The 15977-nt window shown below is 38.4% G+C and carries 10 protein-coding genes; all 10 read right to left on the reverse strand.

Annotation, left to right across the window (positions count from 1 at the left end):
- Positions 1–209: 209 nt before the first annotated feature.
- Positions 210–1115 (reverse strand): alpha/beta hydrolase, encoded by a 906-nt coding sequence (locus IC610_RS17555; RefSeq protein ID WP_191737999.1) that lies wholly within the window; start codon positions 1113–1115, stop codon positions 210–212.
- A gap of 252 nt (positions 1116–1367) precedes the next feature.
- Positions 1368–3029 carry a glycoside hydrolase family 28 protein gene (locus IC610_RS17560; RefSeq protein WP_191738000.1) on the reverse strand — a complete coding sequence of 554 codons (1662 nt, stop codon included), beginning with the start codon at positions 3027–3029 and terminating at the stop codon, positions 1368–1370.
- 24 nt (positions 3030–3053) lie between these two features.
- Positions 3054–3866, reverse strand: a complete 813-nt coding sequence (locus IC610_RS17565; RefSeq protein WP_228462960.1) for a rhamnogalacturonan acetylesterase — start codon at positions 3864–3866, stop codon at positions 3054–3056.
- Positions 3867–4034: 168 nt separating this feature from the next.
- Positions 4035–5675: a glycoside hydrolase family 43 protein gene (locus IC610_RS17570; protein WP_191738001.1), complete on the reverse strand. Its 1641-nt coding sequence runs from the start codon at positions 5673–5675 to the stop codon at positions 4035–4037.
- A gap of 277 nt (positions 5676–5952) precedes the next feature.
- The gene (locus tag IC610_RS17575; RefSeq protein WP_191738002.1) at positions 5953–7212 is read right to left on the reverse strand and encodes a glycoside hydrolase family 88/105 protein; all 1260 of its coding nucleotides are present in this window, start codon (positions 7210–7212) and stop codon (positions 5953–5955) included.
- 12 nt (positions 7213–7224) lie between these two features.
- Positions 7225–8235 carry a DUF4861 family protein gene (locus tag IC610_RS17580; protein WP_194698937.1) on the reverse strand — a complete coding sequence of 337 codons (1011 nt, stop codon included), beginning with the start codon at positions 8233–8235 and terminating at the stop codon, positions 7225–7227.
- Between the two features lie 43 nt (positions 8236–8278).
- Positions 8279–9727: a pectate lyase family protein gene (locus tag IC610_RS17585; RefSeq protein ID WP_191738003.1), complete on the reverse strand. Its 1449-nt coding sequence runs from the start codon at positions 9725–9727 to the stop codon at positions 8279–8281.
- 16 nt (positions 9728–9743) lie between these two features.
- Positions 9744–10760 (reverse strand): pectinesterase family protein, encoded by a 1017-nt coding sequence (locus tag IC610_RS17590; RefSeq protein ID WP_191738004.1) that lies wholly within the window; start codon positions 10758–10760, stop codon positions 9744–9746.
- 88 nt (positions 10761–10848) lie between these two features.
- On the reverse strand, positions 10849–12675 hold the full coding sequence (locus IC610_RS17595; protein WP_191738005.1) for a RagB/SusD family nutrient uptake outer membrane protein: 1827 nt from the start codon (positions 12673–12675) through the stop codon (positions 10849–10851).
- Between the two features lie 11 nt (positions 12676–12686).
- On the reverse strand, positions 12687–15689 hold the full coding sequence (locus IC610_RS17600; protein WP_191738006.1) for a SusC/RagA family TonB-linked outer membrane protein: 3003 nt from the start codon (positions 15687–15689) through the stop codon (positions 12687–12689).
- Positions 15690–15977 lie beyond the last annotated feature (288 nt).

Consider the following 15977-nt stretch of genomic DNA (forward strand, 5'->3'; position numbering starts at 1 on the left):
TGGAATTCTCCACTAAAAATTTAAATTTAATCCTAAAATTCCCAAAACTCGTGCGGATTCAAAATGGTTCATCAAAAGATAATTTTTGCCGCACTCAAACAGTGGAAATTTTTTAACGGATTAGATTTAAATTTTCTTAACGCTCCAAATTCCTAAGCCGATATTACAGTTCGTATTATTAGATTTTTAACTCAGTCTCAGCCTAAACCTTACTTCAACGTTTTATCTAAAAACTCCAGCGTTAGATTTAAAGTTTCTGTAAACCAAGGTTCGGCAGACCAGAAGGAGTGTGGCGTATCTTTGATTTCGTGAAATTCTGTGAAAGTTCCGTAGCTTTTCAGTTTTTTCATCATATCATCTCTTCCAGCGTGAAAACGGGGTTGCGAAGAATTGATAAATAGAGTAGGAGGTGTTTTTTTATCCACGAATTCCAATGGGGAAGCATCTTTCCAGATTTCAGGATTGTCTTTGTGGGCATAGCCCAACCAAAAAGCATCGTAAGTTCCTTCTTTTCCGGATTCTTCATGAATAAATGAAACCACACCATCTACATTCACAATCGCTTTTATTTTTCCTTTAGATTTTACTCCGACCAAAGTCGCAATCTGGGCACCTGCTGATTCGCCTAAAATTGCAATCTTTTTGGTGTCTACAGCATATTTCTTTTTATTTTTCTTTAAATATTCAATGGCATTGTTTACATCATCAATCGCTGCGGGATATTTTGCAACTTCGCTCAATCGGTAACCGACTGCAATAGCAACATATCCTTTTGCGGCCAATTCCTGAGCCATGTATTTTTCATTTTCCTTGCTTCCTGAAATCCAGCCACCACCGTGAACCATTGCGACTGCGGGGTGTTTTTTGGATTTGTCAAGAGGGTAGTAGATGTCGGCTTTCAGGGAAAGTCCGTTAATGTTGGCATATTCTACATCTTTATCGATCCCGATGTTGGGCGGAACCGGTCTGTTCAAAGGAGTGATGAACGGATGTTTCTTTTTAAGTTTTTCGTATGTTGCTTCGTTTGTGTAAGGAGTAGCATTCGGCTTTGTCTGACCGAATGCTGTTGCTCCTACAAAAAAAACAAAAAGAAAATATAGTTTGTGAAAACTCATTTTTAAATTAATTTGGTGTGTTTGTTTAACCAAAACTTTTAACCACAAATCGCCAGATTCGACTAAGTCAAAAGTCACAAAAGTTTTTTGACACATTAGTCAACTTCAAGTTTAAATGTTTGAGAATATTTAGAACACATTAGTTGAAAAATTAAAATTTTTCCTGTGCGCCCATATCCCGAATCCAAAACTCCGAATCGCAATCGCGGAACCCGAATCCAGAATCTCAAATCTCAAACTTCAAATCTCAAATTATTTAACAGCATTCTTCGCAATCTCCTTCGAGATACTCAGTTGCTCACCTTTTACATCTTTCGGTAGTTTTACCGATGTAGTTTTGGCTCCTAAAACTTTGATGGTTGGTTTTTGAGCTGATTCCAGCTGAAGGGAAGAAAGATCAACGTTTTTACTGTTGTAGATCGTTGCTCCTGTTCCTTCTGAATATTTCAGTTTTACGTTTTTCAGCTGAATTCCGTCTGCGTCAACGATGCTCAGTCCTTTTTTAGTTTCGAACTGAGAATCTTCAATGACGATATTTTTAAGGTTCATTTCTGCCAAACCGAATAAAGTAATCGCTTCATCAGAATTGGTTGCTGTGATATTTTTAAAGTAAATATTTCTGAAAACAGGCGTTTCCTCAGTCACCGGATATGTTTTTTCCGGAGCTTTATTTCCTTCCGCTTTTTGTCCGTCCTCCAAAACCGGAGAAGCACCTTCGTAGAACATATTGAAACCAATCGTCTGCGTCGGAATGTTGATCATATCGATGTTTTTGATATAAATATTTTCAACAACACCACCTCTTCCACGGGTTGTTTTGAAACGGAGACCGATGTCTGTTCCGATGAAAGTACAGTCTGAAACGTGCATATTTCTTGCTCCACCAGACATTTCACTTCCGATTACAAAACCACCGTGACCGTGATATACCATGTTGTTTTTGATGATCACGTTTTCAGTAGGCATTCCACGTTTTCTACCGTCTTCATTTTTTCCTGATTTAATGCAGATCGCATCGTCACCCACGTCGAAAGTATTGTCGTAGATCAGAACATTTTTACAAGATTCCAGATCTACACCGTCACCGTTTTGAGAATACCAAGGGTTTCTAACGGTAAGATTTCTTAAAATTAAATTGGAAGTCATCAATGGGTGAAGGTTCCATGCCGGAGAATTCTGGAAAGTCGGGCCATCCAGAAGTACCTGATCGCAACCTACGATGCTCACCATTACCGGACGAAGGAAATCTTTCACAGATTCCAGTTCAGATTTGTTGATTTTATCGGGAACGTTGAAACTTGAGCTGCCTTCAAATCCTTTTTTGTAGCTTTCTGAAGGGTACCAGGTTTTTCCGTCTTTAGAAACGATTCCTCCTGATGCAACGAATTTTTTCCATTCCACTTCAGATAATTTCGATTTTTTCACGGCTCTCCACGCATCACCGCTTCCGTCGATCACACCTTTTCCTGTAATCGCAATATTTTTCGCATTTCTCGCAGAGATTGGAGACTGGCAACGGATGGTATTTAAACCTTCAAAACTCACGTCTACCAAAGGATAATCGCTCTTGTCTGTACTGAAAATAATCATCGCACCATCTTCCACATGAAGGTTAATGTTGCTCTGTAAAACGATGGGTCCGGTTAACCAAAGTCCTCTTGGAACCACCAGTTTACCGCCACCTTTTTTTACCAAAGCGTCGATTGCCTTTTTGAAAGCTTCTGTATTTTTTACACTTCCACCTGCAACACCACCGAAATCTTTGATCGATACGGTATTTGCTGCGAAAGAAGTTTCTGCCACTTTAGGCATTTTAAACTCAATTCCCTTATAAATATCTGTATTTTGTGCGTAGAACTGTCCCGAAAACATCATTGCCGAGACAAGACCTATTATTTTGAATGACTTCTTCATTATTTCTTTATTATTTAGTTTTAATTATATTTTTAAATTCTGTGAACACCATTTGTGCCACCACTTTTGCTCCTTCAGGCTGAAAATGGGTGTTTCTTTATTGCCTTTCGGATATGCTTCATAAACGCCTTCCGGAAGATTCATAAAGTAATGACTGCTTACATAATCCTGACCTTTTTTGGTGAAAAAATCCATGGATATTTTGTTTAAATCGATATGCGGAACATTCATTTCCTTAGCAATATCGATTGGAGCCTGCCAATATTCACCGTGTACATTTTCCAGTTTCCCATCTTTCCATGCGAAGTTTCTTGCAACCGGAGTGATGATAATGGGTTTGCCACCTTTCTGAATGGTTTGAGTAACGAATAATCTTAAAAATTCTTTATACCCTTCGATATTCACGTAACGTTCTGTATGTTTTTCTGAACCGTCGTTGTGACCGAACTGCGTCATCACGTAGTCACCAGGTTTTAAATTTTCATAGACATATCTCCATCTTCCTTCCTGAAAAAATGTTCTAGTGCTTCTTCCGCCGTGCGCTCTATCAATGATTTTAACTGAATCTTTTAATGCTGACAAACCTTTCAAACTGTCTTTCACAAAAAACGGTTGAAAAACCTGCCCCCATCCTGTAACGGGATAACGAACTTTCATATAATCTTTGCCGGGCTCATAATTTCCTGTGTAATCAGCCATTGTAGAATCGCCGATGAGGAAAATGCGGGTGACTTTTTTATCAGATTTATTTTTAGCAACGGCATTTTGAGACTGACATGACGACAGAAGAAATGCGGCAACTAAAAATAAAATGATATGATTAAATGTTTTGTTCATTATTGAAAGTATCAAGCACAAATTTTTTAAACCTTTGATTTCATAAACCTAACGGGTTTTGAAAACCCGTTAGGTTTCGTAGCCTTTTTTCCTCCGCAGACTCAGCAAATCAGACAGATTTTTCTTTAATATTCATCTGTGAAAATCCGTGAGATCTGTGGGAAATATCTAATTTTTTGTTATTCTAAAATATTCAAAATCTGCGTAGCCACCGCGGTTTGCTTTCTGTGTGCTAACAGAATATAATCCCACTTTGGCTCCAATCCATTTTCCTGGTTTTGCCTGAAACGGTTCGCCCACTTTAATGAAATTTTTACCATTTTCGCTGTAGCTGAAGGTGCAAATTCCGTTTGGTTCGCTGACATTGACTTTAAAATAGGCTTCGTTTCCTTTTAATTTGGTTTCAAATAAAACTTTTTCCTCGCCGCCTTTTTCAGCCTTTTCAGCTTTTCTCAACTGAACATAATATCCATCGGTTTTATTGGTGATGACAAGCGATGCGTGATCCATTCCCATGACCAAAAGACCGGCAGTTTTTCCTTCTTTGGCATCTTCGGGAGTCAACTTAACTTTAGTTGACGCTACAAAATTCGGAGCCGGAAATTTTTGAGTCAAAAGATTCGGAACATTCCAAAGGTTTTTATCGTTTTCGCCCATTTTCATGGAGAATAGTCTCAGGAATTTCTGTCCGGGAAGTTTAGATGACCAAACGATGTTTTCGTTGGCGCTCCATTGCCACTGTAAACCTAATTTTTCACCATCAAACTCATCTGTTTCAGCTGGAGTTACGACAGGATAGGTTTTCCCGACATTTGGTTTTTTATACGTTAAAACAGGTTCACCGATTCCGTTTTTATCGTTGTCGATTCCTATTACAGGCCAGTCTTTTTCCCATTTCATCGGCTGCAAATGCACGATTCTTCCTCCTGCATCCACATCCTGAAAATGGTAGAACCAGTCTTCACCTGAAGGTGTGTCCACCCAAGCTCCCTGATGCGGACCGTTTATTTTTGTTTTGCCCTGCTCAAGAACTATTTTCTCTTCGTAAGGACCGTAGATATTTTTTGATCTTAAAACCAACTGCCAACCTGTAGCCACACCGCCCGCCGGAGCGAAAACGTAGTAATAGCCGTTTCTTTTGTACATTTTCGGACCTTCAACTGTCGGATGTGCATCGTGACCGTCAAAAATATGAACACCTTTATCCAAAACTTTCGTTCCTTCAGGATTCATTTTGTTTAAAGATAAAATACTTTTCACACCGGCACGGCTTCCTGCCCAACCGTGAACCAAATAGGCCTGTCCGTCCTCGTCCCAAAAAGGACAGGAATCGATTAAACCTTTTCCTTCCATGACCAAAACGGGTTCGTCCCATTTTCCAAGAGGATCTTTGGTTTTTACCATGTAAATTCCAAAATCCGGATCACCCCAATAAATGTAAAATTCCCCTTTATGGAAGCGGATACTCGGTGCCCAAACAGCATCACCTCTTCTCGGAACAGCGAAATGTTCTTTCGGCAAAACATCCTGAATTGCATAGTTCACCAATTTCCAGTTGACCATATCTTTTGAATGAAGAATAGGCAATCCCGGAGCTTCGTTGAAACTTGAAGCGGTCATATAATAATCATCGCCAACGCGCGTAACGTCTGGATCTGAATAATCTGCGTATAAGATCGGGTTTCTGAAGTTTTTCCCCTGATCGGCAGTCCAGACTTCTGAAACGTAGGGTTTTTCCTGTGCATTTAAGTATGTTGATGCAATGGAAAATGCGGTGATTGAAAGTATATTTAAAATTTTGTTTGTCATAAAATCAGATTTTTGATCTGTTTAGATTTTTAATCCCGAAATTTTGGGACAAAGATTTTTTAAAGTTGCTCTGCATACTTTTAGTTCGCAAAAGCGTTCTGCTTAGCAAAGGCTTTATGTTTTTAAAATAATATTTTAACCATTAAGTTTTTATTAAGAAGTTTAAAAAAATTAAGCTGAGCTTCGCTTTAAGCAAGTAGCTCAATAAAATCTCAGATTTAAGCCTTAATAAATCTTAACTTCTTAAATCTCCTTAATGGTTTAATGGTTTTAAAAATTATTTTTCAAATTCCAAACTCGCCAAAATAAATGGTCCCGTTCCTTTTCCGTCATTCGAACGGATCTCTTCATTCACGTAATATTCGTAAGAACCGTCTCTGTAAGGTTTTCCTCCCAGACCGGCAACGGCACAACATTTATTTAAATTTACAACGCCATTTTCATCCACTGTAATCAGATTTTTGATGATTCCGTCGTAGCCTTTTTTAGCGGCAGCTTTGTATGATTTTGGCAGGTAACCTTTGTTCACAGATTTAATCATGGTGTAGACAAACATCGCTGAAGCAGTCGCTTCTTCATAATTTTTGTTCGCCAATGGCTTATCTAAAACCTGATACCAAAGCCCTGATTTTTTATCCTGATATTTGATAACCGCGTCAGAATAAGATTTAATGTAAGATATAATTCTCGCTCTTCCCGGGTGATCTTTAGGTAAATAATCCAAAACGTCTACCATTGCCATTCCGTACCAACCCATCGCTCTTCCCCAGAAATTTGGCGAAAGTCCGGTTTGTTTGTCTGCCCATGCCTGTTCTTTGCTCTCATCCCAGGCGTGATACAGCAATCCTGTTTTTTTGTCTAAAAGATTTTTCTGAACAGAATCGAACTGCATTACGATATCGTCATATGCTTTTGCTGCATCTGCACCTTTTGTGAAATCTTTCGTATAATGCGTGTAGAAAGGCATTCCCATGTACAAACCATCTAACCAAACCTGATAAGGATAGATTTTTTTGTGCCAGAAAGAACCTTCATTTGTTCTTGGCTGTCCGTCGATTTGTAAACGAAGCGTTTGAAGTGCCTTCAGGTATTTGTCTTTTTTCTCTTTTTCGTAAAGATAAAGCAATACGTTTCCACTGTTCAGCATGTCGATGTTGTACTTTTCAAGATCGTAAGTAGCGATTGTACCGTCGTCCTTGATCAAAGTTTCGCCGAAACCGCTGATGTAGTCGTAGTATTCTTTTTTACCTGTTTTGATGTAAAGCTGCTCAGCTCCATCCAACACAATTGCTGATGGATACGTCCATTTCGGGCTTTTGCTGAAATCGAGCATCCAAGCTTCAGGGAAACGCTGCATTTCAGAAAGCATCATTCTTTCAGACCATTTCAGGTTTGTAGGAACTACTTTTCCTGATTTTGCAGTTTGGGTTGTCGCTTTAGCAGCCGTAGCCGTTTTTGTCTGTGCACAGGCAAGGAACATTCCCGAACCTAAAACCGCAACAGCGTATATTTTTAATTTTTGATTAATAAAACTCATTGTAAGTCAATTTTAAAGTTGATTGTTATTATCTAAAATTTCTAATTTTTTATCTAAATCTCTGTAGAATTCTTCTTCCGTTTTTACTCCGTTTGGTTCCTGAGACCACGCACCCATAAAGTAATACGAAACATTTTTGGTCTTTTTGAAAACCACCACGTGAGTCGATTTGGTTTTCACTATTTTATCCAAATTTCCGATAGGGTAGAAGATCACCATTCCCAGATTATCTTCTTTTTTAGCCAAAGTCTGCGTTCCGTATGTTGCAATGTAGCCCCATTTTTTATTTTTACTGACCGCCTCTTTCATGGGAATATCTTTAAAAGCGACAATTCCGGTACATAACCCTGAAATAGTTTCATTTAAATTTAAATCAACTTTCACAAAACGGTCTCTGTTGAAAATTGTCAGCTTCGACTGAAGGTCAACTGCCTTTCCCCACGTTTTCCAGCCTTTGTAATCGATGGTTGCGAAAGATTTATCACTTTCATTAACAACTTTTGCAGTGGTGGTTTTTACGGTTTTAAAAGTTTCTACAAAATCATTCTGATCATCATATCTACCATAAGAACCGACTCCGATGGTACGGCCTGATTTCAAAATATCCTGTCCCCAAGATGCGTCGTGATGATAGGTTTCAAAGCCATCCTGTCCGACATCCGGCAACACCAGAGTATTCACTTTTTTTCCGAAAATATCTGTGGCATTTCTCCAGTCAAGGTATAATCTGTAACCGATCTGATTGTTTTCCAAACCGATTCCTTCGTATCTGATGTAGTAAGAATGGTCGGTATGTTCTGCTGGAAGCTGTAATTCATTGATGTTTTTGAAAGTTCCGCCGATGTACTCATTGCCCTGCCACTTTCCGCCGTCTTTTATTGATAATTCTGCGTAGGAAAAAGGAGCTTTAGGGCTTTTGCGGATTTTCTCAATCACATTTTTCTGCGCGAAAGATGAACCGCCAGCGAAGACAGCTCCCGCAAGAAGTATTTTGAATAAGTTTAATTTTATCTGTACTGACATTATTTTTTATTTTAGATAACCTTAAAGTCTGAAAGTTCAGTGACTACCGTTGATTTTCGGTTATTTTTTTCACAAGGTCATTCATATACACCTCGATATTATCATAGTTTTGATCTAAATCTTTTCTGTTGGCATTGGCCGTTTTCGGATCAAGATTATTTTTGATTTCCCACTCATCGGGCATTCCGTCGTTGTCTGAATCAAGAGGGATTTTTCCCATCTTTAGTTTAGGAAATCCACCAACATCTTCCTGAGAATCGATGATTCCGTTGTCACTTCCAAGCGAACCTTTGTGAGAGAACGTTCCTTTTTTTACATGTTCCAAAACACGTAAATCTACAGCATCTCTCACCAAACTTGCGCCCCCAATTTTTAATATTTTTTCGTAAGCCTCTTTCGGAGAATCAGTTTTTACGTTATTCTGAATATCGTGTGGCTGATTTATTTTAATGGAGTTTTTATCAGCATCGGTTAATTTGTAAGCAGGTTTCATTTGATTGAAAACGCCTAAATTCCAATTGTCTGCGGTAACTTCCGGACTTCCCTCCACAACATTTCCGCTGATGTAATATTTCCCCCAGATATTGTAAACCTCAGTTCCTTCTTTTTCATTTTTATCAATTGCTACAATTCTCTTGTTGGTCATGGTCGCAGGACCCGGTTTGTAGTAATTGTTGACCATATTTACATTCATTCCTTCACCTCCGTAGACATTATTGTGTCCCCAGTTGTAAATGACATTATTTCTGAAATCGGTCAGATCGGTCAGGGCAAATTTACTTCCCGCATATTCTCCCAGTCTCGGATTTCTGCTGTCGTGGTTTGCATAAATATTATGATGAAAAGATGCGAATTTTCCACCGGCAATCCCGCCATAGCCGTGAGCACCTTTCTGGTGAGCCGAATTTCTAAGGCTTTCTGTAATTACACACCACTGAAGCGTCGTATTTTCGTTAACATAAATTGAAACCGCCTCGTCTGTAGACCAGCTCATCGAACAGTGATCGACGATTAAATTTTTTATAAATCTTGCGCCTAAAGCATCACCTTCATACTTTTTCTTATCACCCATTCTGAAACGCATGTAGCGGATAATCACATTGTCTGCTGCCACAAAAGTTTCGTAGTTGGCAACGGTAATTCCGTCTCCGGGTGCGGTTTGTCCGGCAATCGTAACGTCGCCTTCTTTTATTCTTAACGGAGATTCAAGGAAAATCGTTCCGGCAGTTTTGAAAACAATATATCTCGGACCTTTTTGTTCTAAAGCGTGTCTTAACGTACCTTCCGAACCGTCATCTGTCAGTTTAGTAATGAATAAAACCTTTCCACCACGTCCGCCGGTTGTAAATTTTCCAAAACCTTCAGCACCGGGGAAACTGATCAGCTTTCCTGAAACCACTGTTTCGGAATTGGCTGACGTTTTTACCTGACTGGTACAGCTTTGTAATGATAAAATTCCCAAAAGGAAGAGTGAAGAAAAAGCGTATTTCATTGCAAACTTTTTGAGATTACTGAGCGGCTTTTTTGTAGTTCCAGTTGTCTTTTCCGGAAAGAATATTTTTCGCAATATATTTTTTACTTTGTTCTTTTGTCAGTTGGTGTGACCATGAAACGCGTTTCTCGGCATTAGCTCCTGAACCTTTGGAATTGTATTCTGCGTAGAAAGTAGTTTTCTCTGCATCTGGTTTTGACCAGTTATGCCAACCTTCCGGCTTTATTGTGGAATCGATTGCACAATTTACATAAACAGTTTTTGCAAATGGTCTCCAGGGACGACCCAAATATACAGAATTTGCGTCCGCATCGCCTGTTAAATTACAGTTAATAAATACATACCCAAACTCATTTCCTTCAATTGTAGAAGCTGCGGTAACGTAGGATGCATTCTTTTTAGAGTAAATGGTACAGTTTTCAAAAACGGCAGTTCCGGCTCCGAAAATATAGTCGGTCGTTCCTTCGATGTAGCAGTTTTTAAAATAGTTTCTGGAAACTTTTGTTTTATCCGGATTATCCTGAGCACCTTTGGTATAAAGTGTATCCTGAAATCCTAAGAATTTGCAGTTTTCAAAAGCAATACGGTCGCCTGTTGTTAAAACGGCAACGGCTTGTCCAACTGATCCTGCATCGTTTTGAAACGTAATCTTTTTAGCTGAAAAATCATCAGAGAAAATAAAAATGCTTGATGAACCTGTAGTTCCAATGTTTTTACCTTCAGCATTCTGTTTTGATGCGTGATCGCCGTAAACTAAAATGGTATTTTCTGCATTTTCTCCAATCAGAGTGATTGGACTTTTTGCAGGATCTACTGTGATTTTTTCTCTATAAGTTCCGGGTCTAATGATAATTTTTGTCTTGTTCTTTGTATTATTTTCAACAGAATTTACCGCTTCCTGAATGGATTTGAAATCTCCTTTTCCGTCTTTCGAAACTATGATTGTTCTGTCGGAAGTTTTGAAAGAAAAAACACTTAGAAGAATTACAAATGCTGAAATTGCTGTGAGAAAATTTTTGAAAGTTTTTGACATAAAATTTTTCTTTAGGAAAAATACAGACTTGCTCCCGTGAAGGAGAAAGTCTGTATTAAAATCAATTTAATATGAATGTGTATTTTTACTAGTAGCCATAATCCTGAGTAAGATTGTAGTTATTCTGAATGTATTCAAAATAAATAGGCAATAATTCTCTTTTGTTAACCTGGAAATACTGTGCATATCCTGAAGCTGGATTATCTACATAGGTAGCAGTAATTCCTGATCTCCATGCAATAGATTTGTAACCTGCAGGAGTAGTGGCAGACTGGTTTGGAAGGTAAAATACCGCACTTTTATCTGTTCCTGTAGTATACACATCGATTGCAGCGATGTTCTGCTGAGCTGTTTTAGTAGGATCGTAAACAGAATTTTTATAATAAATATTCAAAGGTACGTTGGCATACGCTCCTGTGCCGTTGATAAATGCTGTAAGTTTCGCTTTTGTTTCAGCAATTTTAGTTGCTAATAAATTCCAACGGATCAAATCGTATTTTCTGATTCCTTCTGAACCTAATTCTAATAATCTTTCCTGTACAACAGCATTGAAGAATCCTACTTTATCAGAAGGAATTGCACCTACCTGACCAAGATTTCCTGCATAGGCTCTGTTTCTTACTGCTAATAAAGCATTTTTTGCTTCCTGAGAAGGAGCTCCGTTGATTTCGTTATCTGCTTCAGCAAACATCAACATTACATCTGAAAGACGGAGTAAAGGCCAGTCAACAGCTAACGTCTGAGAAGGACCTGTAATACTTGTCCATGATTTTCTGTATTTAGAATCTGTCCATGCATTGGAAGCAGCCAATTCCGCTTGATTTGCAGCGTTAATGGTAAAGATTCCAACATTCATGTCTCTTCTTAAGTCAAATTTTGAAAACTCGTAGAAATAAGTTGGAAGTGCATTAATACCTCCACCACCTTTCCATACAGAATTATCGTGATGCTTTAAGCCATTGTAATATCCGATTTTAGAGTCTGTTCTTACACCACCTCCAAATGCTCCTACTGCGAAAATAACTTCATTGGTTGTATCCTGAGCGTTAGTATGTAACGCTCTGAAAACATTTTCATAGCTAGGGTTAAGACTATGCTCGCCAGAATGATTCATGATGTCTTTACATTCAGTTAAAGCAATCTGATAATATTTTTGAGGGTTTGACCCCTGAGCCATAATCTGCGGGTTTCTTCTAAGAGAATATCCTGCTCTTGCCAAAGCAATTCTTGCTCTTAAACCTTTTACAAATCCTTTAGAAATTCTGTTACTCGTTGTACCACCTTCAGACCTCCATGGAACTAATGTTGCTGCTTTTTCAAGATCGTTAATCATTTGATCATAAATGATATCGCGGTCTGTCTTTGGCTGGTTCTGTTCAGGTAATTCAGATGCAGGTACTAAATAAAATGGAACGTCGCCCCAGTTTCTGATTAATTCGTAATAATACTGAGCTCTAAGCGTTAGTGCCTCACCCAGGTATCTGTTCATTAGAGCTTTTTCCTGTGCACTTCCTGTCTGCATAACAGGAGATAGCGGAATGTTTTTCAGAACAAGATTAGCACGCTCAATTCCTGTATATAATTTCCCAAACGGATTGTTGAGTTCTGTATTGGTTGCACAAGCTCCGAAAGTTGCAACACCTCTTCTGTCGTTACAGTTGTAGTTTCCTGAGGTTCTGAAGTCGTCTCCAGACTGAGGAAGAATGAGAGATAATCTCTGTCCGTACCCATCATCACCACCTAATTGAGCATAAACACCAATTAATGCTGAAAAAGTATCGTCTGTACTGTCAAACTGTTGCGCTTCAGAAATACTTGAAAGGTTTTCCGGATCAAGGAAATCGTTACAGGAATTAGTAAAGAAAAGTGCTCCAACGAAGCAACTTGCAAATAATATTGATTTTGTTTTTTTCATGATAATAAATTTTAGAAAGTGATATCTACACCTGTTACGAAGAATCTGCTGCGTGGGTAAGCTGAATAATCAACTCCCGGAGTCAGAGGATTTCTTCTTGTACTTGCTTCAGGATCGTATCCAGAGTATTTCGTAAGAACGAAAACGTTGTTTACTGTTGCATACAGTCTGAAGTTTTTAACACCTACCGCCTCAAGGGAACCTTTAGGTAATGTGAAACCTAAAGTTACGTTATTTAATCTTAAGAAAGATCCGTCTTCGATTCCGTAAGAATGTAAGATGTACTGGCCACTTGGAGGTGTCCACATTGTTGTGTTAGCGTTTAATGCTGCCAAAGCAGTAGGATCATTCACTTTCACACCATTGTTGTCAAACCATCTCCATCTGTCTGCCACTTCTGCAGCCATGTTGTTGTCTCTGTAAAGATATTGAGTTGTATTTTCTATTTTATTGGCATTGTACACTTTGTTTCCTACAGAGAAGTTGAAGAATAAACTCATATCAAAGTTTTTGTATCTGAAAGTTTGGTTAAAACCTCCAAAAAACTTCGGCTGGGCGCTTCCTAATTCCTGTCTGTCTGCATCAGTAATCTGTCCGTCGCCATTTAAATCTTTTAATTTAAGATCTCCAGGCTGCACAGCTCTTGCTCCCAAAGCGATTGCACTTGTACTTGGTACACCTGCTTTCAATGTATAAACCTGAGTTGCGGCATTGTAATCAAAATCGCTCACTTCGTATCTTCCTTCAGTTACATATCCGTAATATGTTCCTACAGCGCTTCCCACTTTTGCGATAAAGTCAAATCCGCCGATACCTCCAGATTGAACAAGATAATAATCCTGGCCTGGACGTACACCGCTTCCTAAACTTAAAATTTTATTTTTGTTTGCAGAAAGGTTGATGTCTGTTTTCCACGTGAAATCTTCTTTGTTAACGATAGCTCCACCCAAAGTAAATTCTAAACCTTTATTTTGAGTTTTACCGGAATTCTGGAACTGGTTAGCATATCCTGGGAAAGGAACTTTAGCCAAAACCAACAGATCTTTTGTGTCGGTAATATATCCGTCTACACTACCATATAATCTGCCGTTGAAAAATCCGAAGTCAATACCCGCGTTTTTAGATACCGTAGCTTCCCATTTCACATTAGGGTTTGCCTGTGTAGTAGAGATTCCGGCTCCCGGAGTTACAGAAGTTCCGAAAACATATCCGTTGTTTGCACCGATGTTGTAGAAATTAGCCCAGAGGTAAGATGTAATTCTGTTGTTACCCGAAAGACCGTAACCAACACGAAGTTTCAATTCTTCAAGCCATGAAACATCTTTTAAGAATTTCTCTTCGTTAACTTTCCAGGCCAATGAAGCTGCCGGGAAATATCCCCACTGATTTCCTTTCATGAAAACGTTAGATCCATCAGCTCTTACAGACGCGGTAAGAATATATTTATTATCAAAAATATAGTTTACACGTCCGAAAAATGAAGCTAAACGATCAGGAGGCAAAGCTGCTGTTCTTGCCGCATCCTGTATTAAACCTGCCGGTGGTGTTGCTGCAGCAATGTTAGAAAATGCTTCTTGCGGAAGAATAGACTTTGGAAACCATTTTACATACGTGTTACTAGATTCTCCGTCAGTCTGAATTATTTCCTGACCCAGCAAAACATCCAGTTTATGTCTTCCAAATTTTTTGGTGTAATTTAAGGTATTGGTATTGGTAATTCTTCTCGATTGGGATCTGTCTAACTGTACAATCGGCATATCAGCATTAGCTCTTGCCTGTGATGTAACTACACCCCAAAACTGATTGGTGATAATATCTCTCTGTACATAACCAATAACACTTCGGAACGTGAAGTCTTTTGAAATGTTCCAGTTGATGTAACCGTTTAATAATAAGTCATTTGAGCGGTTAGTTCTAACTTCGTTCTGATTTAGGATTAAAGGATTAACCAAGTTGGTATTGGTTGCGTAATCTGGGTCAAAATCATCAACAGGAATATTAGATCCTCCTTCGAAAGGCTGGTATCTAACGGCATTTCTTAATCTGTTATTACTTTGAGAACCTGTGCTTGAAGTACCTACACCATCTATTAAAGATCTGCTGTATCTTGCATTAAAACCAAACTTTAATTTCTTGCTGATATCATAATCGTACTTAAAGTTAACCATACTTCTCTTGAATCCAGAGCTGAGCATGATCCCGTCTTCGTCCACATGATTTAATGTTAAGGCAAAAGCCGATTTTTCTGAACCACCATTTACCGTAAGGTTATGTGTAAAGTTAAAAGCTTCGCGACCGAATAATTCATCCTGCCAATCTCTTCTCTTAACGTTGCTGTATTTATTATACAGCTCATTATAAGTTCCATATCTGGTTGCAAAAGCCAAAACATCAGCTGCCACACCATTTTTGTTGTACAATTCGTACTGATACATTACAAATTCATAAGGATCAAGAACATCTAATGTGTTCATGATTTTTCTCACACCTGTAAATCCGTTGTAATTAATTGAGGTTGTAGCTCTTTTTTTACCACTTTTCGTAGTAATCAAAACTACACCATTTGCTCCTCTTGATCCGTAGATTGATGTAGATGAGGCATCTTTCAGAACTTCGATTGATTCAATTTCTTTCGGAGTCAAAAGAGACATTGCATTATCCATCTGCACACCGTCTACAATGTAAAGCGGTGCATTACTTCCTGTAATAGAAGTTCCACCTCTTACTTTGATATCCACTTCTGCACCCGGGGAGCCTTCACTCGCCTGCACCTGAACCCCTGCCAGTCTACCCTGAATTGCTTCTGCAGCACTGTTTACAGGCATATCTTTCAGAGCTTCAGCTTTTACAGATGATACAGCGTTGGTAACATCTTTTTTAGAGACTTTGGAATAACCTACCAAAACTACTTCGTCGATAGTTTTCTCCTTATCTTTTTCCTGCGCCATAGCAAGCATAGGCAAAAGAAAAGCGGAAAGATATAACCACTTTATCTGTTGAACTTTTTTATTCATTATATATCCTTAAATTTTAATTACTGTATTCTTCTGTTGTCGTTTTTTTAAGAAAAAAGCAAGTACTAATATCGTTCAGTGGTAAATTTTCTATATAAAAATTACGTTCTCCGGTGTGCAATCGATTGCGTAACTTTTTTTGGACATAGAAATTCCTGGCTCCTAAACTAATATTATTTTCCAATACGCAAAAGAAATTGATAAAATTAATTGTTAATTTAATTGTTTAATTACTTAACTGATACAGAACAATTGTTAGGTTTTTATATTTAAAATACTAATTTTCAG

Source organism: Chryseobacterium caseinilyticum, assembly GCF_014837145.1.
Taxonomy (GTDB): domain Bacteria; phylum Bacteroidota; class Bacteroidia; order Flavobacteriales; family Weeksellaceae; genus Chryseobacterium; species Chryseobacterium caseinilyticum.